We start from the raw sequence: 20,926 nt of genomic DNA on the forward strand, positions 1-20,926 counted from the left end.
CAAGGGTCGTGCTTTTTGTTGCAACCGTATTTTGCTGAAATTTGATAAAAACAAATGTATATCAAGTAATGCCTAACGCAAAATACTGTGATAAATAGAATTAAGCCATTTTACCAAATACAATAATTTAAAATAGATGAATACAATAACTTGGTCAGATTTCGAAAAAGTAGAGATGAGAATAGGAACAATTATCGCAGTAAATGATTTTCCAGAAGCCAGAAAACCTGCATACCAACTCATGATCGATTTTGGAACTGAAGTAGGTGTAAAAAAAACATCAGCACAAATTACAAAATGTTACACGAAAGATTATTTGCTAAACAAACAAATTGTTGCAGTGGTTAATTTTCCTGCAAAGCAAATAGGCAAGTTTATGAGCGAATGTTTAGTTCTTGGCTCGATAGGAAGCGATGGTCATATTGTTTTACTTTCTTCAGATAGTAGGGTAGAGAATGGCTTGAAAATTGGATAAAAAAAAGTTCGAAAAAAAAATAATTTCGAACTTTTTTAAGTATTCATTAAATGTCATCAAAATCTATGTTAGTAAAACTTTCTGTAGATGGTATTTCGCCAGATGATTTATCTGAAAGGTATTCTTTTTTAAAATCCTTTTGGTGTCTTTCAGATATTACTTCTTCACCTTTGTTGTTTAGGACATAAGAAGTCATTTCTTCGAGAATTTCAGCGAAAGCGGTAAAATCTTCTTTGTACAAATATATTTTATGCTTTTTGAAGTGAAAAGAGCCATCTTCTTCGGTAAATTTTTTGCTTTCGGTTATGGTAATGTAATAATCATCAGCTTTTGTAGAGCGGACATCAAAAAAATAAGTTCTTCTTCCTGCTCTTAATACTTTAGAAAAAATTTCTTCCTTTTCTAACATATCATTTTCATTTCTATTCATTCTGTGGGTTTTTGGTTGTTTGTTTCGTCAAAAGTGAAAAAAAAAATAGTACAAAACAACAATTATAACATTTCTTTTTCGGCAATTTGTTTCAAATACAATGCTTTGTAATATCCGTCTTGGTTTACTAATTGATTATGAGTGCCTTCTTGTACTATTTTTCCACCATCAATGATAATAATTTTATCTGCATTTTTTGCTGAGGAAACCCTGTGGCTCACAATTATGGTTGTTTTGTCCTTGCAAATGATTTGAAGGTTGTTGAGAATAGTTTCTTCGGTTTCGGTATCTACTGCAGATAAACAATCGTCTAATAATAAAATTTTGGGATTACTAATAATGGCTCGTGCAATAGAAACTCGTTGTTTTTGCCCACCAGAAAGCGTAATGCCTCGTTCGCCAAGAATGGTTTTGTACTTATCCTTAAAACCGATAATATTATTATGAACCACAGCATTTTTTGCCGCAGTAATGACTTCTTCATCGGAAGCATTTTCTTTTCCAAACTTAATATTGTTTTTTATAGTATCGGAAAATAAAAAGGCGTCTTGTGGTACAACACCTATACTATTTCGTAAATCTTTTAGGTTTGCTTCTGGAAGTTGTACGCCATCAATTGTAATATTGCCTAAAGTAGGATCGTATAATCTACTTATTAATGATAAAATAGTCGATTTTCCTGAGCCAGTTCTTCCAATAATAGCTAGTGTTTCGCCTTTATTTACCGAAAAACTAATATTGTCTAACGCTTTAATATTCGTATCTTGGTAAATAAGTGAAACCTTGTCGAATTTTATATTTCCATTAAAAGTCATTGGAGCGAAATTGTTGTTTTTAATCTCGGGTTCAATTTTCAGAAACTCATTAATACGTTTTTGAGACGCTGCTGCTTCCTGTACCAATGATGAAACCCAGCCTATTGTAGCAACTGGCCAAACTAACATATTTACATCTAGGATAAATGTGGCAATATCTCCAATAGATTTGATGCTGCCGCTGATATACATCATGCCTCCCAAAAAAACAACCAGCAGATTGCAAATACCTATTAGGAGTAGAATAAGCGGACTAAATAATGCTTGTGTTTTTGCTAACTTTAGGCTCTTTTCATTACTTTGTTGGGTGAGAATGTCAAATTCTTCTTGTTTAACAGTTTCAATGCTATAAGCCTTGATTACCCTAATTCCTGAAAAAATTTCTTGAGAAAAACTAGATAAAGCTGATAAATTTTCTTGAAAAATGGTACTGCGAGAATTAATTTTGGTACTTAATCTGAAAATTAAATAAGCAAGAATTGGTAATGGCAAAAGTGTATATAAGGTAAGTAAAGGAGAAATCTGACACATATATATAATAATAATTGTAAAACTAATAACGGTATTAATGGTGTACATAACCGCTGGTCCAACGTACATTCTTACACGGCTTACATCTTCGCTAATACGATTCATCAAATCGCCAGTTCTGTTTTGCTTGTAAAAATTTTGAGTTAAATGTTCATATTGTTTAAAAATTTCATTTTTCAAATCAAATTCGATATGCCTAGACATAACGATAAGCATCTGGCGCATAAAAAAAGTTAATATAGCTGCTAATATTGTGGTTCCTAAAATTAATAAAATATTTTCAAGCAGGATTTCCCTCACAATAAGAGGGTTTGATTTGTTTAATTTTAAATGGTCTTCGATAGCAGTTATCGAGCTTCCAATTAATTTTGGCGTAAATAATGAAAATATTCTTGCCGCAATAGTAAATAATATTCCTAACAAAAAATGATATTTATATTTGAGAAAATAAGGGTTTAAATAACGTAGTTCTTTCATTTTTTGTGATAATTGTGTATAAATGCTATTTTTTTTAATAAAAACAGTTAATTGTTTAAATATTTGATTATTATGTAATTGCGAAATTGATAATTTTTTATTAAAAATAAGCTTTTGTTTTGTGAATTTATGAATTAAAAATGTAATTTTGAAACGACTTTTTAAAAAGTTCCAACCTAAAAAAAATATTCATTATGATTACAGAATCTGTAAAAGCTAACGAACTTCATAAGATTGATCCAGTTTTTGGACAATTGTCTTTCGATAACCACGAGCAAATTGTTTTTTGCAATGACAAAGATACTGGTTTGAAAGCAATAATTGGTATACATAATACCGTTTTAGGACCAGCACTTGGTGGTACTAGAATGTGGAAATATGCCAACGAATGGGAAGCATTAAACGATGTTTTGCGTTTGTCACGCGGTATGACCTTTAAATCGGCTATTACGGGATTAAATCTTGGTGGCGGAAAAGCAGTAATTATTGGCGATTCTAAAATAGATAAAACACCAGAAATGATTGCTAAATTTGGCGAATATGTAAATTCCCTAAGCGGAAAATATATTACCGCAGAAGATGTAGGAACAACAACGGGTGATATGGACTTAATTCGTCTGCAAACACCACACGTTACTGGAGTTTCTATCGAAAAAGGAGGGTCTGGAAACCCATCTCCTGTAACTGCTTACGGAGTTTATATGGGGATGAAAGCGGCAGCTAAATATAAATTTGGTTCAGATGTTTTAGAAGGTAAAAAAGTTTTAGTGCAAGGAATTGGTCACGTGGGCGAAACTCTTGTAGATTACTTAACAAAAGAAGGAGCAAAAGTTATCATTTCAGATATAAATCAAGCACGTTTAGAAGAAATAGGTCATAAATATGGCGCTCAAATTTACTCAGGCGAGGATTTGTACGGAGCCGATGTCGATATTTATGCACCTTGCGCACTCGGAGCAACTATAAATGATGATACTATTTATAAAATAAAAGCAAAAGTTATTGCCGGAGCAGCAAACAATCAGTTAGCAAACGAAAATATACACGGTGCAATATTGCAAGACAAAGGAATCGTTTATGCACCAGATTTCTTAATTAATGCAGGCGGAATTATTAATGTTTATGCAGAAATTGCTGGTTATGACATGGCAGAATCTATGCGCAGAACCGAAAATATTTACAATACAACATTAGAAATTTTCGATTATGCAGATGCAAATAAAATTACGACCCACCAAGCTGCATTAAGAATTGCACAAAATCGTATCGATTTAAGAAAAAAAGAAATCCAAAAATAGATTTACTTAATTACTTAGATTATTTAAGTTTTAGAAAATTAAACTTTAAACTTTTAAATTATCTAGAAAACTTAAAAAAATATTATACTTTTGTGGAGCGAAAGAATTTCTTTCGCTCCACTAATTTTTAAATGTTCTTACAAAGTGTTAAACAGACGACATATTCGGGTTAAAGTAATGCAGACGCTATATTCTATGCGTCAAGCACAATCAGATAATTTAGAAAAAGAAGAAAAATTCTTGTTTCAAAGTATCGAAAACGTACAAGATTTGTACCTAATAATGGTGTCAATATTGGTCGAAATCCAAGCTAAAGAAGACACACTAATAGAAATTTCTCGTAACAAACACTTAGTTACTAAAGAAGAAAAAAATCCAAATCTAAAGTTTGTAAACAACAAAATTTTGACTATTCTAGCTCAGAGCAGGTCATTGCTAACTGCATTAGAAGACAGAAGAATTAATAACTGGAAACTTAATGACGATTATATTCTAATCTTATTAAAAGATATCAAAGAAAGTACTTTGTATTCAGATTATATGCGTAGTACAAAATCTGATTTCGATGAAGATCGAGACTTTATAGCATCAGTTTTTGCCGATATTATTGCGCCAAATATTAAGTTATACGAATATTTAGAAGATCAAAAACTAACATGGATAGACGATATTCCTATAATAAACACCTTAATTCTTAAACAATTAAATGCTATTAAAAACACCGAAAATGGTAATTTTTATGTGCCAAAACTGTACAAAGATACCGAAGACAAGGAGTTTGTAGGAAATTTATTTAGAAAAGTAGCCCTTAATGATCAGCAATTAGCCAAAGAATTTGCAGACAAAACACCCAATTGGGAAGCAGATCGTATTGCCGAGATAGATACGATTATTCTAAAAATGGCAATCTGTGAATTTTTAAAATTTCCATCTATTCCTGTAAAAGTTACTATTAATGAATATTTAGAATTAGCAAAAGAATATTCTACTCCAAAAAGTAGTATTTTTATAAACGGAATTTTAGATAATTTAGTAAAAGAATTTGAAAGTAACGATAAACTGAAAAAAACAGGAAGAGGCTTAATGTAAAAATAAAATTATGACTAAAAATATAATTAATTTTGTGGCAGTTATGTCATTATTGTCAACAATATCTTGCAAAGAAAAGGCTGATAACAGTTCGATTGTATTAGACGCAAACAATATGGTTGTAGCGCAATATCAGTCAGGTAATACAGTTGTTGTGCCTAAAAAAAACATGAAATCTGGAGAGTATTCAAAAATTGAAATCGAAAATTCGGATTTCGACTTCGGAGAGATTATGCAAGGTGATAAAGTATCCCATATATTTAAGTTTAAAAATGTAGGGAAAGGTGATTTAGTAATTTTAGAGGCTAAGGCAAGTTGCGGTTGTACTGTTCCTGAATGGACAAAAACACCTATAAAATCTGGAGAAAGTGGAGAGGTAAATGTTATTTTTAACTCTCAAGGAAAAATAGGACAACAACAAAAAACAGTAACGCTAACCACAAATACAGAAGCAGGAAACGAGATAATTCATTTTAAAGCAAATATTAATCCAAAAACGGGAGAAAATCCTGCAAAGACTAAATAATTATTATGGGACAGATTGTACAATATTTACCTTATATCTTAATACCACTTGTGTTTTATTTTTTTATGATAAAACCACAAAATGATAAGATAAAAAAAGAAAAAAGTTTTGAAGCATCACTAAAAGTAGGGGACAAAATAGTTACGAAAAGCGGTTTGCACGGCAAAGTTGCAGAACTTGGCCAACAAACAATTGTTATCGAAACAATGTCTGGAAAACTTAAAATGGAACGTTCGGCAATTTCTAACGAAATGAGTGAGGCGTTACATAAAAAATAACTTTATTCAGACATAAATAGTCACAAAATAATAATAGACTAATGCAAAATAGCTAGTATTATTGGCAAATAATTATAAAAAAAAAGGAGTAGAGAACCAAGTTTCTTTACTCCTTTTTTTATAAGAAACTTTAAGGGTTAACATTGCAGTAATACATTTTATTGTTAAATTTACTAGAATAACAAATACACAGTTTGTTTTTGCGAGAAATTAGAAATTTTGTCAAATGATTTAAATTCTGAGATTTTTCGTTCCTCAGAAGGAACAATATGCGTACCAAATATTACAATATTTTTAAAATTAAGACAGTATAATTAAAACAAATTAGGAGTATTACTCATTATATAAAATCTTTTTTTTTAGAATAATAAAAAAAGAAACGCCTTTTTTATTTACAGTAAATAGCCAAATAAACACAATAACTATTGTTCTATGCTATCCTACAAATATGTAAAATGCCTCTTATAAGTTTTTTTAATCTCTAAAAAAACCGCAAATCAAAAACCGCAACTTTTTGACTACGTCCTGCTTTTTGGGCGTTTTTTTTTATAAATTTGCACCACAACAAATCACCATGACAACACCACAACTAATAGCACAAATTCGAAGTAAAAAATCCTTTCTTTGCATCGGTTTAGATGTCGATTTAACTAAAATCCCAGAGCATTTACTCGAACTCGAAGACCCTATTTTCGAATTTAATAAAGCCATCATCGATGCCACACACGATTTGTGCATTTCCTATAAACCCAACACTGCTTTTTATGAAGCTTATGGTATAAAAGGCTGGCAATCGTTGCAAAAAACCATCAATTATATTAACGAAAACCATCCAGAAATTTTCACTATTGCCGATGCAAAGCGTGGCGATATTGGCAACACATCAACCATGTATGCCAAAGCTTTTTTTGAAGATTTACACTTCGATTCCGTTACCGTAGTTCCTTATATGGGCAAAGATTCGGTAGAACCCTTTTTAGCTTTTAAAGACAAACATACCATTATGTTAGCCTTAACATCTAATGAAGGAGCTTTCGATTTTCAGACTTTGAATGCCAATGGGAAACAGTTGTACAAACAGGTTTTAGAAACATCAATAACTTGGAAAAACAGTCAAAATTTAATGTATGTTGTGGGCGCAACCAAAGCAGAGTATTTTTCTGAAATTAGAAAAATTGTACCCAATAGCTTTCTTTTAGTACCAGGTGTTGGCGCACAAGGCGGCAGCTTGTCTGAAGTTTGCAAATACGGGATGAATGACAATATAGGTTTGTTAATTAACTCTTCTAGAGGTATTATTTATGCTTCCAATAAATTAGATTTTGCCAAAAAAGCAAGAGAAGAAGCATTGAAAATACAATTAGAAATGCAAGAAATAATGAGTTTGAAGTTTTCAATTTAAAGTTAAAAAAATCAAATAACTTTAAATCAAAATAACCTTAATGAAGCAATTTACAGACCAACTAGGAAATACACATACTTTTGAAAGTACCCCGAAAAGAATCATTTCTTTAGTCCCTTCTCAAACCGAATTATTATGTGATTTGGGTTTAGAAGAAAATCTTATAGGGATAACAAAATTTTGTGTCCATCCGTATTATTTAAAATCGATAAAAAAGATTGTTGGCGGGACAAAAAAAATAAATTATGATAAAATTAGCGCATTAAATCCTGATATTATTATTTGCAATAAAGAAGAAAATACGTTAGAAATAGTCGAAGAATTGCGAAAAATTTGTACTGTTTGGGTAACCAATATTATTACAATAGAAGATAATTTTCAAATGATTTCAGACTTTGGTCAACTCTTTAGTTGTCGTACCGAAGCACAAAAGATAAATGACAAATTAAGCTTTGGATTAACCGAATTTAAAAAATTTATAAAAGATAAACCCATACAAAAAGCGGCTTATTTTATTTGGAAAAATCCTTATATGGTAGCTGGTTCAGATAATTTTATCAATGAATTATTAAAACTAAATAATTTCGAAAATATTTATGATACAGGCGAACGCTATCCAACAATAGAGCTCAAAAAAATACGTTTAGAAGGCGATCCAGATTTGGTTTTTCTCTCATCGGAACCATTTCCGTTTAAAGAAGAACACGCTTTTGAGATTGGAAGATTTACGCACCATGCCAAAACTATTTTTGTAGATGGCGAGATGTTTTCCTGGTACGGAAGCCGATTGTTAAAAGCTTTCGAGTATTTCAAGATTTTGCATAGTAAGATTTAACAAATTTTTCTTGTCTATTATTTTTCATCTATTATCTTTACTTAAAATTTGAGAATTGATACATTATTCTATTTACGAAAATAAAGACAGTAAGCAGTGGGTAACGTTCGTGCACGGTGCTGGCGGAAGTTCGTCTATATGGTTTAAGCAAATTCGTGATTTTCAGAAGCATTATAATGTTTTATTGCTAGACTTGCGTGGTCACGGGAGTTCTAACGAACAAATAAAAAAAGCTTTTCATAATAAATATACATTCAAATCTATTGCTAGTGATGTTTTAGAAGTTCTAGATTATCTTAAGATTGAAATATCCCATTTTGTAGGTATTTCTTTGGGTACAATTGTAATTAGGCAGTTGGCAGAAACGCATCCAGAACGTATAAAGAGCATGATTTTAGGTGGTGCTATTCTTAAAATGAACTTTCGTTCTCAAATTTTGATGCGTTTGGGGAATATGTTTAAATATCTACTTCCTTATTTGGTATTGTATAAGTTTTTTGCTTTTGTTATTATGCCAAACAAAAATCACAAACAATCTCGTTTGCTTTTTATAAATGAAGCTAAAAAATTGTATCAAAAAGAATTCATTCGTTGGTTCAAGCTAACTGCCGAAATAAATCCAGTTCTGAAATGGTTTCGCCAAGTAGAAGTAAATATACCTACACTTTATATTATGGGAGAGGAAGATTATATGTTTTTGCCATCGGTTCGTAAAGTGGTCGAAAGGCATTACAAATCCTCTAAATTATTTGTTGTCGAACAATGTGGTCATGTTGTAAATGTCGACCAACCATTGGTTTTTAATGCTACGGTGATAAAATTTATAAATGCTATGAAGTAGAGAATGAATAGGTTTAATTTTTAAGGCTCATTAAATTTTCTTCTAAAAAAAATATAGTTTAAATAATTAAATTATAACTATTAGTTACGTGTATTAGGACTTGATCCCCTTTCGGTTCCCGTATTAATGAATAATTTGATTATAAAAAAAAGATAAAACCCTTTAAATCGTAAGATTTAAAGGGTTTTTAAACTAATTGTAGTAATACTTGTGGGCGATGAGGGGTTCGAACCCCCGACCCCCTCGGTGTAAACGAGGTGCTCTGAACCAGCTGAGCTAATCGCCCTTTCGGGTTGCAATGTCTTGCGCTATTGCGAGTGCAAATATAAGACCTTTTTTTAGTTCTGCAAACAAAAATCGAATAAAATTATAAAATTTCTGCAACAACAAATGTACTTCCACCAATATAAATAAAATCATTTTGTGATGATAATTTCAAGGCTTCTTTGTAAGCCTCTGTAATAGAGTTGTATATGTTTCCTGTTAGTCCAAAATTAGTAGCTTTTTCTTGTAGAATCTTAGCGTCTAATCCTCTAAAAATATTTGGCTTGCTAAAAAAATATTTAGCTTTTTTGGGAAATAAAGGTAAAACATCGTCTAAATCCTTATCGTTTACAAAGCCTAGAACAAAAAATAAGTTGTCAAATTCTTCTTTTTGAATCTGATTTAATACAATTTTTAAGCCATGACTATTGTGAGCTGTATCGCAAATTACTTTTGGATTTGAATGTATTTGTTGCCAACGACCTAATAAACCTGTGTTTTTTGCCACATTTAGTAATCCGTCTTTTAGATTTTCTTCCGAAACAGAAAAATGAGGTTTTAATACCCTAATGGTTTGAATAGCTGTTTTCTTATTTTGTTGCTGGTAATCGCCTAATAAATCACTCGGATATTCTTTAGTGATTAAATCTGAAGCAAAATAAATATCTGCCTTACAATCTTTGGCTTTAGCTAAAAAAACTCCTTTGGTTTTGTCGTTGTATTCTCCTACAATTACAGGGGTATTGGGTTTTATGATCCCCGCTTTTTCGTTTGCAATAGCTTCTAATGTATTGCCTAAAAAGAGAGTGTGATCTAAACCAATATTAGTAATTACCGAAACTAGCGGTTTAATAATATTTGTAGAATCTAGTCTTCCGCCCATTCCTACTTCAATGACTGCAACATCAATTTCTTGTTTTGCAAAATAATCGAAAGACAAGCCCACTGTCATTTCAAAAAAACTTAAGTTGTTTTCTTCAAAAAAAGGTTTGTTTTTAGCAACAAAATCTATTACAAAATCTTCAGAAATTGCTAGTCCATTTATTTTTATCCTCTCCCTAAAATCTTTTAAATGTGGAGAAGTGTATAGCCCAACTTTGTAACCTGCTTCTTGTAAAACCGAAGCAATCATAGACGAGCTAGAGCCTTTACCATTAGTTCCTGCTACGTGAATCGTTTTTACTTTTAGCTCAGGATTTCCCAAATGATTGGCCAGCAAAATGGTGTTTACTAAATCTTTTCTGTATGCCGAAGCACCTTGCTGCTGGTACATGGGTAGTTGTGCAAATAGCCAGTCTAAAGTTTGTTGGTAATTCATATAATGATTAAATAAATATTTAAAATACAAGTTCTTTTTAATTCACGAAAAAATAAAACTATAAATTGGTTATAATAAGTTATTTTCATTGTTCATAAAATAATTTATCTATTTTTTAGTTTAATATAAAATAGACAATTACCTTTATGCAAAATTGAGCTATTTTTTAATATAAATAAAGTACTTTACCCACATGATTGGATTTTTTTTACAAGCCCAAAACGACACCATTGCTGCTGCATCTAGCGCAGTCATTCAAAATGTTGTAAAAGACAACGAAATTTCAGTTTTAGGATTTATTATGAAAGGCGGATTTTTCTTAATCCCAATTGCCTTATTACTGTTTTACACGATTTATGTAATCATCGAGCGGTATCTCTATTTAAAAAAGCACACAAAATACGACACTCATTTGATGAAAGACATCAGGATTCATCTAAATTCTGGTCATATCGAAATGGCAATTGCTTCTGCCGAAAAAGACACCACAGCCTCCGGAAATGTTATAAAAGAAGGGCTTCATACCATAGGCAGACCTATTGCAGAGATTGAATCGAATATGGAAAAAGTGGCCAATATAGAAATTGGGCAAATGGAACAACGCTTGGGGCATCTAGGACTTATAGCAGGTATTGCGCCAACCTTAGGTTTTATAGGAACTATTGGCGGTGTAATTAAGATTTTTTATAGTATTTCTATTACAGAAAACATAAGTATAGGGAATATTTCTGGTGGTCTCTACGAGAAAATGATTAGCTCTGGTTCAGGGCTAATTGTTGGGCTTGTAGCTTACTCTGCCTACCATTTATTTAACGGAGTCATAGATAGTTTTTCGTTAAATATTCAGCGCCATGTATTAGAATTTGTAAACATAATTCAGAGACCAAATGCCACAAATAAAACGAAATAAACGATTTCATGCAGAAATAGCAACATCGTCATTAAGTGATATTATGTTCTTTTTGCTATTATTTTTCCTAATCATATCTACATTGGCAAACCCAAATGTCATAAAAATGACCTTGCCAAAATCTAAAAATAACGAAAAAACAAACAAGCAACACATTACACTTTCAGTTACCGAAGCCAAGAAGTTTTATCTAGACAAACAAGAAGTCCCGTTCGATAACTTAGAAACTACTTTACTGTCAAAATTAGGAGCAACCAAAGACCAAGCAGTCATTGTTCGCATTCCGTACAATATGCAAGTGCAAGATTTAGTCGATGTTTTGCAAATAGGCGTAAAAAACAATTTAAAATTTGTAATAGCTACCAGTGCAAGCAAATAAAATTAAATATTTTTATTAAGGAGCTATTCCTGCTTTTCGCTATATCTTTTATAAAAAAAAACCATTTAGAGAAAACTAAATGGTTTTTTTATAAAAGTTCAGGGCTAGGGCATACCTTTCTATTCAAATTTATAAATTCTAACAAAGCATTGGTTTTATTATAAAATGATTAAAAAAAACATTCTAAAAAAAAACAAATGATTTAGAACTTCAATCTAAAGATGTATTAACCTTTTCTGTAAAAAGTAATTTTTATTCTTATAGCAATTATCCCTATATAGTAAAGGTAATAACAAAAGGAGGTTATATTTCGCAGCAAAAAGAACTTAATCGTTTAGTTCTTGTTCGCTACCCATTTTTAATGAAACTAAAATCCCAACGAGCAACGAAACAGCAATAAATCCTAACGATGCCCATTCAGGAATTTCGATATAATCATGCGATATCATTTTTAGACCTACAAAACTTAAAATTGCAATTAAGCTATATTCTAGATAACTAAATTTTTCTAGCATATTAGCTAAAAAGAAATACATAGAGCGCAAGCCAAGAATGGCAAAAATATTCGAACTAAAAACTAAAAACGGATCGGAAGTAATAGCCAATATAGCAGGAACACTATCTACTGCAAATAAAACATCCATGACCTCAATTACAATCAAAGCTACAAAAAGCGGTGTGGCTGCTTTTCCTTTTTTGGTAGGAATAAAAAATTTCTGTTTATCACTTTCAGAAGTAATAGGTATAATTTTGCCTAAAGTTTTGTAAACAAAAGAGTCTTTTGGCTCGAAATTTTCTTCGTCTTCTTTGCTAAACAGCATTTTAATAGCTGTAAATAGAAGGAAAGCGCCAAAAACATAATTTGTCCAGCTAAAATTTTTAATCAGAATAACCCCAAAAGAAATCATTATACCTCTAAAAAATATAGCTCCAAGAATTCCCCAAAACAATACTCGGTGTTGGTATTTTTGTGGTATTTTAAAAGAAGCAAAAATAATGGCAATTATAAATATATTATCTACACTTAATGATAATTCTATTAAATAACCCGTAACAAATTTTAGTGCAGCAGCTGTTTGCGAAAGGTTATTCGGATTGTTAACAAAATCTGTTCCGTACAACCAGTAAATAACACCAGAAAAGGCAAAAGACAAAGTAACCCAAATAGCGGTCCATTTGCTAGCTTCTTTTGTACTAACAATATGAGGGGTTTTATTAAAAATCCCTAAATCGAGTGCCAAAATAACAAAAACCATTGCAAGAAATAAAAACCAAACTATCATATTATTGAATTACGAATTAAAAAATGCCGAATTACAAATTTCAAAAAAAAAAGCGTAGTTTTTGAGTGAAAAAATAATTCTAATGCAAATATAATCTTTTCAATATCAAAAATCAATATCAAAAAATAATATCAAGAAACAATAGTGATCTTCAAATTTTCTCAAATATGGGTTATAATCATATAAAGATAATTTTAAAGACAAATTACTTATTTTAAATATTTACCCTAAAAAAATAGGGGTTAAAATTTTATTTCAACAAAAAATTATATATTTGCAGTATAATTAATGGGGTATAACTTTTAAAAATCAATTTTTATGTCAACAATTCGTTTTCAAGCATTAAAAGAAGCATCAGGAAGAAAACCTGTAAAATTTGAAGAAGCCGATAGAAAATCTAATATTTTCGGAGCAAATGTGTTTAATGACAAAGCAATGAAGCAATTTCTTACTTCAGATGCGTATAAAGGAGTGAAAGACGCCGTACAGCACGGAACAAAAATTGATAGAAAATTAGCCGATTATATCGCCATGGGTATGAAAGAATGGGCATTGTCTAAAGGAGTGACTCATTATACACACTGGTTTCAACCTCTTACAGGAACCACTGCTGAAAAACATGATGCCTTTTTTGAAACTTCTTACGACGGAAGCGAGTCATTTGAAAAATTTGGTGGCGCACAATTGGTTCAACAAGAACCAGACGCATCAAGTTTTCCTAACGGAGGAATTAGAAATACATTTGAAGCTCGTGGTTATACGGCTTGGGATCCAACATCGCCAGCATTTATCTTCGGAACTACTTTATGTATCCCAACGGTTTTTATATCTTATACAGGTGAAGCATTAGATTACAAAACACCATTATTACGTGCACTGCATTCAATAGATCAAGCTGCGACAGACGTTTGTAAATATTTTGATAAAAATGTTAAAAAAGTAACCGCAACTTTAGGTTGGGAACAAGAATATTTCTTAATCGATGTAGCTTTAGCAAATTCTCGCCCTGATATTCTCATGACAGGAAGAACTTTATTAGGACACACTTCTGCAAAAGGACAACAATTAGACGACCATTATTTTGGGTCAATCCCAACAAGAGCGTTAAATTATATGCGTGAGTTAGAACAAGAATGTATGTATCTTGGAATTCCAGTAAAAACACGTCATAACGAAGTAGCACCCAATCAGTTCGAGTTGGCACCTATTTTCGAAGAAACAAACCTTGCCGTAGACCACAATTCATTATTAATGGATGTGATGCATAAAGTAGGAGAGCGCCATGATTTTAAAGTATTATTTCACGAAAAACCTTTCAAAGGAGTAAATGGGTCAGGAAAACACAACAACTGGTCATTAGCAACAGATACTGGAATAAATTTGTTAAGTCCAAGCAAAACGCCAATGAGTAACCTTCAATTCTTGTCGTTTTTTATCAATACCATCAAAGCGGTAAACGATTATGAAGAATTATTAAGAGCAGCCATTGCAACAGCAACAAATGACCACAGATTAGGAGCAAACGAAGCGCCACCAGCAATTATATCTGTATTTATTGGCGAGCAATTAACAAAAGTGTTGGCTGAGCTAGAAGGCGTTACAACAGGGAAATTATCTCCAGAAGAAAAAACAGATTTAAAACTAAACGTAGTAGGTAAAATTCCAGATGTGCTTTTAGATAATACCGACAGAAATAGAACATCACCATTTGCCTTTACAGGAAATAAATTTGAGTTCAGAGCCGTTGGTTCTTCTGCAAATTGTGCAAACTCAATGACCATATTAAATACAATTGTAGCCAAACAATTGAAAGATTTTAAAATAGAAGTTGATGCTTTAATAGAAAGCAAAGACATGAAAAAAGACGATGCTATTTTCAATGTTTTGAGAGAATACATCAAAAAATCTAAGAAAATTCTTTTCGAAGGAGATGGTTATAGCGATGCTTGGGAAGTAGAAGCTAAAAAACGTGGTTTAAGTAATTTTAAAACCACACCATTAGCATTAAAAGCAAAAGTGTCTAAACAAGCTTTAGACTTATTCTCTGAAATGAACGTCATGAACCACGTTGAAGTAGAAGCTCGTTACGAAATTGAATTAGAAGAATATACTAAGAAAATTCAAATTGAAGGTCGTGTTTTAGGAGATATTGCTCGTAATCACGTGATTCCAACAGCCATTAAATACCAAAACACATTAATAGAAAATGTAAAAGGATTGAAAGATATTTTTGGAGATGAATTTAAAAAAATTGGTAAAGAACAAATAGTTTTAATCAAAGAAATTTCTGAACATATAGAGGGTATTAATACTAAAGTTGAAGCCATGACAGAAGCTCGTAAAAAAGCAAATGTTATAACCAATGCTCAAAAAATGGCAGAATCATATTGCGATGCTGTAAAACCTTATTTTGATAAAATTCGCGAACACTGCGACAAACTAGAATTGTTAGTAGATAACGAAAGTTGGACATTAACAAAATATAGAGAGTTATTGTTTACAAAATAATAATTAGTTAAAAACAATCAAGTCGAATATCTGAAAGTTTCTAGATGTTCGACTTTTTTGTTTTATTAAAGCAAAAAAAGCTTTTTAGCTTTTAAAAATTTCTGGCTTGTAACTTTTAATTATATTTGAAAATGATTTGAGAATAAAACAATTTTTTTGCGGGTATTGTTTTTAATTAATCGACAATCTTTTTTTAGTAAATTAATAAAATGAAAAAACTTTTTATATACATATTATTTTTGGTTAATATTTATCTAGCAAATGCCCAAGAGCAATTCTCAGTGTATTTTGATAGTAATAAATACGAATTGTCAGGACAAGAAAATAAGGAACTTCAAACTTGGATAAGCCAGAACCCAACAAGCAAAGTATTAGCTATAAATGGATATACAGATGAAGACGGAACCAACCAATACAACGATTCATTAGCATTAAAAAGGGTTCAAAAAGTGTATCAAAACATAAAGCAAAAAATAAATATTCGAGAGGATTTTAAAACCAGAAGCTTTGGTGAACACTCCCAACAATCAAAAAATAAATCCGAAAACAGAAAAGTAACTATTTACTATTTATTGCAAAAAGACATTATTCATGAAGATGAGATTTTAGGTTTAAAATCAAAAGAAAAAACCAAAATTAAGAAACCAATTGTTTTTCCAAACAAAGTAGTGATAGATAATTTTAACGGCACAAAATCAGAATACAAACTCGATGTTAAATTTATGGAAGCACTTTGTTACGCAGTGCCAGGAACAAAATTAAAACTGAATAACCTAAATTTTATTACCAATACTTTTGCCGTAACTAACGATTCTCGAGGAAAATTATACGAGTTATTACTTGTAATGCAACAAAGACCAGAAATGATAATTAGTATTCATGGTCATTTGTGTTGCGTATCTGTAGATCGAAAAGACTTGTCAACCCAAAGAGCAAAAGCCGTGAAGCAGTTTTTAGAACTTAACGGAATAGAAAAAACAAGAATGGATTTCAAAGGTTTTGGAAGTTCGATTCCGTTGTTCCCTTTGCCCGAAAACACCGAAGAAGAACGAGCAGCCAATCGCCGAGTTGAAATTGAGGTTATCGAAAATTAAAGCATAAAAAAAAAATCGTCTTTGTAAAAAGAGTTTTTATCCAATTTACTAAATAAAAAGTTAGAAATCACACTGCATTTTCTTGATTCTATTCTTCCATAACTTTTATTTGTTTTTACATAAAAAAGTGTGCGTTTGCCCTAGATAAAACCTCTAATAAGATCATCATGACAACCTAAAAGACTAAATTTAGCTGAAGCAGAAATAAAAATATTGCTACCGCAATTATAAAAATAGCTTCCACCATATAATATGTTTGCCCCCCAATCCTATTTATTGTCATTGCAATTGTATTTATTATAACCGCAGTTATATTTATAGCTTCCGCAGTTATATTTATGCCTTCCGCAGTTTCATTTGTACCTTGCGCAAACCCATTTATTACAACCGCAATTACAATTAGAATAACCGCCGAAAGAAAAAGAAACAGCACATAAAAAAAGCACCAGAAATACCACTAAACTGACAAAAAAGCAATCGCAAAACAGCCACTACAACATAGTCATCAGAAAAAATATTTTACCTTCGTCCCAACCTTTTTATAAAAAAAAGCCTCTTTAGTATAAAGACACCAATTGTGATAAACGAAAACGTATTAATTGCCTGCAAAAAAATGCACCGAGACGCACAACGTCAGGTGTATGAGCAAATGGCACCAAAATTGTACCGCACTTGCAAGCGCTACCTAAAGAAAGAGGAAGAAATAGAAGAGGTCTTGGCCGATACATTTTATACCATTTTTATAAAAATAGACATGCTAAAAGAGCTTGGTGCTTTCGAAGCTTGGGCTCGAAAAATTGCAGTAAATAACTGTCTCCATCAGCTCAAACACAAAGTAAACTTCAATATCTATTTAGAGGACACAAAGCTTCAACTACAACCAGAGAGTTTGCCAAACACACATTTAGAAGAAGAAGACTTACTCAAATTGTTAGATTATATTCCTGCGGGCTGCAAAACAATTTTCAATCTATTTGCTATTGAAGGCTACAGTCACAAGGAAATAGCAACGTTACTCAACATTTCTGAAGGCACATCAAAATCACAATTAAATGTTGCCAAAACAAAGTTGAAAGATTTAGTAAATAATCTTTATTACAAACAAGCAAAGTAAAAATGAAAAATCAAGATAAAATATTCGAACAATTTAAAAGCGCCGCCAAAAAAGCAGAAACCAAAGACTTTCCCGAAATAGAAAAAATATGGTCACGAGTAGATGCAAAACTAGATACGGTTGTTTACAAAAAACAAAACAACAATTGGAAAAAATTAGCTGTAGCAGCATCGTTAGTTTTACTAGGAATTATCGCCTTTCAGTTCCTAAAAACGGAAGATAAAATAATAACTCCTGAAAACGAAATTGTAGTTTCCGATGTAAAAAAAGAAATGCGACCAGAAACTATTACCCAAGAAAATACAATTTTAAATACTAAAAAACCCATCATAAAAAGTGGTGCAGAAGAAATATTACAAAAACAAATTACTAATGCTCAAACTGTGGTTGTAAATGATGAACCAACTCAATCTTCAGAAAAAGCAGAAGAAATGGTTGTTGAAGCCTATTCGACAGCAGAAAAAAGCAAAAAATCCGCTGCTTCTACTTCCAATTCTGTTTTAAAAGGGAATGTTTATGATGCCGTTAGTGTAAAAAGCTATGTTAAAGATGCAGAAGACGATAAAAGTGAAATTCAGGAGAAAAAAAACATTCCGTTAGTTGTTATCGATGGAAAACCAATTACCCATAACAAAAAATCTGGCGAAGAAATCATATCAGAATTAGACAAAGAAACATTTGAAACTGTTTACCTAAAAGAACCTTTATATATTATAAACGGCACTTACTATTCGGAAGAATCGCTTTTTGGCAAAAACCCAACAAGTCCTTATGCTCCATTAGACAAGCAAGAAATTAAAACGATTAAAATCTTGCAAGACCAAAAAGCAACGGCAATATATGGCGAAAAAGGAAAAAAAGGCGTCGTAATTATTACTACTAAAACAGGAAAACCAGTAGCACCCCAATAGGCAACATTTAAAAAATTAATTAAAAAAACTAAAATCATGAAAAGCTTAAAAATTATTTCAGCAAGCATAATGATGCTAATGTCAACTTTGTTTTTTGGGCAAGATAAAACAATAACAGGAATTGTAACCGATGCTTCTGGACCAATGCCAGGGGTAAATGTTATGGTAAAAGAAACCAAAAAAGGAACCTCAACAGATTTTGCTGGAAGCTACAAAATTCAAGCCAACGTTGGACAAACATTAGTGTACAGTTTTATGGGAATGAATGATGAGGTTAGAGTTATTGGTACCTCAACTGTTATTAATGTTAGCATGAAAGATAATAACCAAAAACTACAAGAAGTTGTGGTTACAGGTTATTCGTCAGAATATGAATCAGATAACAAATCTACTCCATCAAGAAAAGAAAGAAAAAAAGCTCAAAATAGTCAAGAATTATCTGAAAAAATTTATAATGTACCAGTAAATTCTAATGTTGCTGTATGCAAAAATCCTTCTATTCCAAACAGTACCAAAACCCCAGTTCCTAATAATGAAGATTACAATAGTTGGATAGAAAACCCTTTTGAGAGTCCAAAAACAGCACCCCTTTCTACTTTTTCTATCGATGTAGATAATGCTTCTTATACCAACATTCGGCGATTGATAAACAACGGACAAAAAGTACCAAAAGATGCCGTAAGAGTCGAAGAAATGATTAATTTTTTTAAATACCAATACCCCCAACCCAAAGACAATCACCCGTTTTCTATTACTACCCAATACAGCGAGTGCCCTTGGAATAGCAAACATAAATTAGTACAAATTGGTTTACAAGGCAAAAACATCCCTACTAATGATTTACCCGCTTCTAACCTAGTTTTTTTAATCGATGTTTCGGGCTCTATGAATGCCGACAACAAATTACCATTACTAATAGAATCGTTAAAAATATTAGTAGAACAACTGCGCAAACAAGACAAAGTAGCCATTGTTGTATATGCTGGTGCTGCAGGATTAGTTTTGCCCCCAACTGCTGGAAACGAGAAACAAACTATTATAAATGCACTAGAAAAACTAAATGCTGGCGGAAGTACTGCTGGTGGTGCAGGAATAGAATTGGCTTACAAAACTGCCCAAGAAAATTTTATAAAAGACGGTAACAATCGTGTTATTCTAGCCACCGACGGCGATTTTAACGTAGGTAGCACTTCCGATTCTGCTATGCAAACATTAATTGAAGACAAAAGAGAGTCAGGTGTTTTCTTAACCTGTTTGGGGTACGGCATGGGAAATTACAAAGACAGCAAAATGGAAATTCTTGCCGATAAAGGCAACGGAAATTACGCTTATATAGATAACATTCAGGAAGCCAATCGGTTTTTGGGTAAAGAATTTAAAGGATCAATGTTTGCTATTGCCAAAGATGTAAAAATTCAAATTGAATTTAACCCAAAACACGTACAAAGCTATAGATTAATTGGTTACGAAAACAGAAAACTACGCCCAGAAGATTTTAAAAATGATGCTATTGATGCTGGAGAATTAGGCAGCAACCATACCGTAACGGCTTTATACGAAATTATCCCAATAGGAACAAACAGTGATTTTTATAACCAAACCTCCGATTTAAAATACACAAAAACAGAAGTGACAGACAATAATTATAACGACGAACTGGCTACCATAAAATTCCGTTACAAAAAACCTGATGCCCAGAAGAGTATAGAAATGGTTCAGATTATTGAAAACAAATCTACCGTATTAGAAAACGCTACTAATGATTTAAAATTTGCAACAGCAGTCGCTTGGTTTGGATTAAAACTAAGAGATTCTAAACTAATTGCCAACAAATCATCTGAAGATATTAAAAAACTAGCCAGATTGGGTTTGTCTAATGATTTAGATGGTTACAAAGCAGAATTTATTAGATTGGTTGAAGCTGTAAAATAAGTTTTTGCTTAATTTTTTTATTGAAAAACCCGTCTCGTTCTTAAAAACGAGACGGGTTTTATTTCGTGTTAAAATAATTTTTAACCATTTTAAATTTGAGATTAACTGTAATAATAATCACACTGTTTGTCATTCCGAGGAATGAGGAATCTCATAAAATTAATTAGATTATGTGATTCCTCGTTCCTAGGAATGACAATATCATCAATAAATGGT

At 31.7% G+C, this 20,926-nt stretch carries 19 protein-coding genes and 1 tRNA gene; 15 read left to right on the top strand and 5 right to left on the bottom strand.

Annotation, left to right across the window (positions count from 1 at the left end; translation table 11 throughout):
- Positions 1 to 136 precede the first annotated feature (136 nt).
- The gene (locus B0A57_RS01025) at positions 137 to 475 is read left to right on the top strand and encodes a tRNA-binding protein (RefSeq protein ID WP_011962694.1); all 339 of its coding nucleotides are present in this window, start codon (positions 137 to 139) and stop codon (positions 473 to 475) included.
- Positions 476 to 521: 46 nt separating this feature from the next.
- Here the strand turns inward: B0A57_RS01025 and B0A57_RS01030 are convergent, their stop codons facing one another.
- Complete coding sequence (locus B0A57_RS01030; protein ID WP_011962695.1) at positions 522 to 905, bottom strand: PUR family DNA/RNA-binding protein; 384 nt, start codon at positions 903 to 905, stop codon at positions 522 to 524.
- 62 nt (positions 906 to 967) lie between these two features.
- Positions 968 to 2,728, bottom strand: coding sequence for an ABC transporter ATP-binding protein (locus B0A57_RS01035; protein WP_011962696.1), 1,761 nt, complete (start codon positions 2,726 to 2,728; stop codon positions 968 to 970).
- Between the two features lie 194 nt (positions 2,729 to 2,922).
- Here B0A57_RS01035 and B0A57_RS01040 point away from each other — a divergent pair, with 194 nt between their 5' ends.
- The 7 genes from B0A57_RS01040 (at position 2,923) to B0A57_RS01070 (ending at position 8,997) form a co-directional block, all read left to right on the top strand.
- Positions 2,923 to 4,026 (top strand): Glu/Leu/Phe/Val family dehydrogenase, encoded by a 1,104-nt coding sequence (locus tag B0A57_RS01040; RefSeq protein WP_011962697.1) that lies wholly within the window; start codon positions 2,923 to 2,925, stop codon positions 4,024 to 4,026.
- 177 nt (positions 4,027 to 4,203) lie between these two features.
- Positions 4,204 to 5,115 (top strand): transcription antitermination factor NusB, encoded by a 912-nt coding sequence (nusB, locus tag B0A57_RS01045; RefSeq protein ID WP_011962698.1) that lies wholly within the window; start codon positions 4,204 to 4,206, stop codon positions 5,113 to 5,115.
- A 10-nt stretch (positions 5,116 to 5,125) separates the two neighbouring features.
- Positions 5,126 to 5,641 (top strand): DUF1573 domain-containing protein, encoded by a 516-nt coding sequence (locus tag B0A57_RS01050; RefSeq protein ID WP_034097792.1) that lies wholly within the window; start codon positions 5,126 to 5,128, stop codon positions 5,639 to 5,641.
- A gap of 5 nt (positions 5,642 to 5,646) precedes the next feature.
- Positions 5,647 to 5,919, top strand: coding sequence for a preprotein translocase subunit YajC (yajC, locus tag B0A57_RS01055; protein ID WP_011962700.1), 273 nt, complete (start codon positions 5,647 to 5,649; stop codon positions 5,917 to 5,919).
- A 574-nt stretch (positions 5,920 to 6,493) separates the two neighbouring features.
- Positions 6,494 to 7,321, top strand: a complete 828-nt coding sequence (gene pyrF / locus B0A57_RS01060; protein WP_034097794.1) for an orotidine-5'-phosphate decarboxylase — start codon at positions 6,494 to 6,496, stop codon at positions 7,319 to 7,321.
- Positions 7,322 to 7,361: 40 nt separating this feature from the next.
- A complete protein-coding gene (locus B0A57_RS01065) occupies positions 7,362 to 8,156 on the top strand; it encodes an ABC transporter substrate-binding protein (protein ID WP_034097796.1) in 795 nt (264 codons plus the stop codon).
- 55 nt (positions 8,157 to 8,211) lie between these two features.
- Complete coding sequence (locus B0A57_RS01070) at positions 8,212 to 8,997, top strand: alpha/beta fold hydrolase (RefSeq protein ID WP_011962703.1); 786 nt, start codon at positions 8,212 to 8,214, stop codon at positions 8,995 to 8,997.
- Between the two features lie 211 nt (positions 8,998 to 9,208).
- On the opposite strand, the gene B0A57_RS01075 is transcribed toward B0A57_RS01070, so the two are convergent.
- Positions 9,209 to 9,283 (bottom strand) — tRNA-Val (locus B0A57_RS01075).
- Between the two features lie 81 nt (positions 9,284 to 9,364).
- The gene (locus tag B0A57_RS01080) at positions 9,365 to 10,579 is read right to left on the bottom strand and encodes a bifunctional folylpolyglutamate synthase/dihydrofolate synthase (RefSeq protein ID WP_034097798.1); all 1,215 of its coding nucleotides are present in this window, start codon (positions 10,577 to 10,579) and stop codon (positions 9,365 to 9,367) included.
- Positions 10,580 to 10,772: 193 nt separating this feature from the next.
- Here B0A57_RS01080 and B0A57_RS01085 point away from each other — a divergent pair, with 193 nt between their 5' ends.
- Positions 10,773 to 11,489 carry a MotA/TolQ/ExbB proton channel family protein gene (locus B0A57_RS01085; protein ID WP_011962705.1) on the top strand — a complete coding sequence of 239 codons (717 nt, stop codon included), beginning with the start codon at positions 10,773 to 10,775 and terminating at the stop codon, positions 11,487 to 11,489.
- Positions 11,467 to 11,868 (top strand): ExbD/TolR family protein, encoded by a 402-nt coding sequence (locus B0A57_RS01090; RefSeq protein WP_034097800.1) that lies wholly within the window; start codon positions 11,467 to 11,469, stop codon positions 11,866 to 11,868. Before B0A57_RS01085 ends, B0A57_RS01090 begins: the two co-directional genes overlap by 23 nt.
- 326 nt (positions 11,869 to 12,194) lie before the next feature.
- On the opposite strand, the gene B0A57_RS01095 is transcribed toward B0A57_RS01090, so the two are convergent.
- Positions 12,195 to 13,151, bottom strand: a complete 957-nt coding sequence (locus B0A57_RS01095; protein WP_034097802.1) for a TerC family protein — start codon at positions 13,149 to 13,151, stop codon at positions 12,195 to 12,197.
- A gap of 318 nt (positions 13,152 to 13,469) precedes the next feature.
- On the opposite strand from B0A57_RS01095, the gene B0A57_RS01100 reads away from it, so the two are divergent.
- From B0A57_RS01100 to B0A57_RS01125, 5 genes are all read left to right on the top strand, one after another.
- Complete coding sequence (locus tag B0A57_RS01100) at positions 13,470 to 15,659, top strand: glutamine synthetase III family protein (protein WP_011962708.1); 2,190 nt, start codon at positions 13,470 to 13,472, stop codon at positions 15,657 to 15,659.
- A 209-nt stretch (positions 15,660 to 15,868) separates the two neighbouring features.
- The gene (locus B0A57_RS01105) at positions 15,869 to 16,753 is read left to right on the top strand and encodes an OmpA family protein (protein ID WP_034097804.1); all 885 of its coding nucleotides are present in this window, start codon (positions 15,869 to 15,871) and stop codon (positions 16,751 to 16,753) included.
- A 613-nt stretch (positions 16,754 to 17,366) separates the two neighbouring features.
- Positions 17,367 to 17,867 carry an RNA polymerase sigma factor gene (locus B0A57_RS01115; protein ID WP_011962711.1) on the top strand — a complete coding sequence of 167 codons (501 nt, stop codon included), beginning with the start codon at positions 17,367 to 17,369 and terminating at the stop codon, positions 17,865 to 17,867.
- Between the two features lie 2 nt (positions 17,868 to 17,869).
- Entirely contained in the window at positions 17,870 to 18,778 is a 909-nt protein-coding gene (locus tag B0A57_RS01120; protein WP_034097806.1) for a hypothetical protein, read from the top strand.
- A gap of 36 nt (positions 18,779 to 18,814) precedes the next feature.
- The gene (locus tag B0A57_RS01125; protein WP_034097807.1) at positions 18,815 to 20,710 is read left to right on the top strand and encodes a vWA domain-containing protein; all 1,896 of its coding nucleotides are present in this window, start codon (positions 18,815 to 18,817) and stop codon (positions 20,708 to 20,710) included.
- Positions 20,711 to 20,926: the final 216 nt, after the last annotated feature.

The sequence above is a fragment of the Flavobacterium psychrophilum DSM 3660 = ATCC 49418 genome (genome assembly GCF_002217405.1).
Classification (GTDB): domain Bacteria; phylum Bacteroidota; class Bacteroidia; order Flavobacteriales; family Flavobacteriaceae; genus Flavobacterium; species Flavobacterium psychrophilum.

What these genes read in the sequence shown, in the direction of transcription:
- B0A57_RS01025 (WP_011962694.1), top strand. Translation starts at nt 137, where the DNA reads ATGAATACAATAACTTGGTCAGATTTCGAAAAAGTAGAGATGAGAATA.
- B0A57_RS01030 (WP_011962695.1), bottom strand. Translation starts at nt 905, where the DNA reads ATGAATAGAAATGAAAATGATATGTTAGAAAAGGAAGAAATTTTTTCT.
- B0A57_RS01035 (WP_011962696.1), bottom strand. Translation starts at nt 2,728, where the DNA reads ATGAAAGAACTACGTTATTTAAACCCTTATTTTCTCAAATATAAATAT.
- B0A57_RS01040 (WP_011962697.1), top strand. Translation starts at nt 2,923, where the DNA reads ATGATTACAGAATCTGTAAAAGCTAACGAACTTCATAAGATTGATCCA.
- nusB (WP_011962698.1), top strand. Translation starts at nt 4,204, where the DNA reads ATGCAGACGCTATATTCTATGCGTCAAGCACAATCAGATAATTTAGAA.
- B0A57_RS01050 (WP_034097792.1), top strand. Translation starts at nt 5,126, where the DNA reads ATGACTAAAAATATAATTAATTTTGTGGCAGTTATGTCATTATTGTCA.
- yajC (WP_011962700.1), top strand. Translation starts at nt 5,647, where the DNA reads ATGGGACAGATTGTACAATATTTACCTTATATCTTAATACCACTTGTG.
- pyrF (WP_034097794.1), top strand. Translation starts at nt 6,494, where the DNA reads ATGACAACACCACAACTAATAGCACAAATTCGAAGTAAAAAATCCTTT.
- B0A57_RS01065 (WP_034097796.1), top strand. Translation starts at nt 7,362, where the DNA reads ATGAAGCAATTTACAGACCAACTAGGAAATACACATACTTTTGAAAGT.
- B0A57_RS01080 (WP_034097798.1), bottom strand. Translation starts at nt 10,579, where the DNA reads ATGAATTACCAACAAACTTTAGACTGGCTATTTGCACAACTACCCATG.
- B0A57_RS01085 (WP_011962705.1), top strand. Translation starts at nt 10,773, where the DNA reads ATGATTGGATTTTTTTTACAAGCCCAAAACGACACCATTGCTGCTGCA.
- B0A57_RS01090 (WP_034097800.1), top strand. Translation starts at nt 11,467, where the DNA reads ATGCCACAAATAAAACGAAATAAACGATTTCATGCAGAAATAGCAACA.
- B0A57_RS01095 (WP_034097802.1), bottom strand. Translation starts at nt 13,151, where the DNA reads ATGATAGTTTGGTTTTTATTTCTTGCAATGGTTTTTGTTATTTTGGCA.
- B0A57_RS01100 (WP_011962708.1), top strand. Translation starts at nt 13,470, where the DNA reads ATGTCAACAATTCGTTTTCAAGCATTAAAAGAAGCATCAGGAAGAAAA.
- B0A57_RS01105 (WP_034097804.1), top strand. Translation starts at nt 15,869, where the DNA reads ATGAAAAAACTTTTTATATACATATTATTTTTGGTTAATATTTATCTA.
- B0A57_RS01115 (WP_011962711.1), top strand. Translation starts at nt 17,367, where the DNA reads ATGCACCGAGACGCACAACGTCAGGTGTATGAGCAAATGGCACCAAAA.
- B0A57_RS01120 (WP_034097806.1), top strand. Translation starts at nt 17,870, where the DNA reads ATGAAAAATCAAGATAAAATATTCGAACAATTTAAAAGCGCCGCCAAA.
- B0A57_RS01125 (WP_034097807.1), top strand. Translation starts at nt 18,815, where the DNA reads ATGAAAAGCTTAAAAATTATTTCAGCAAGCATAATGATGCTAATGTCA.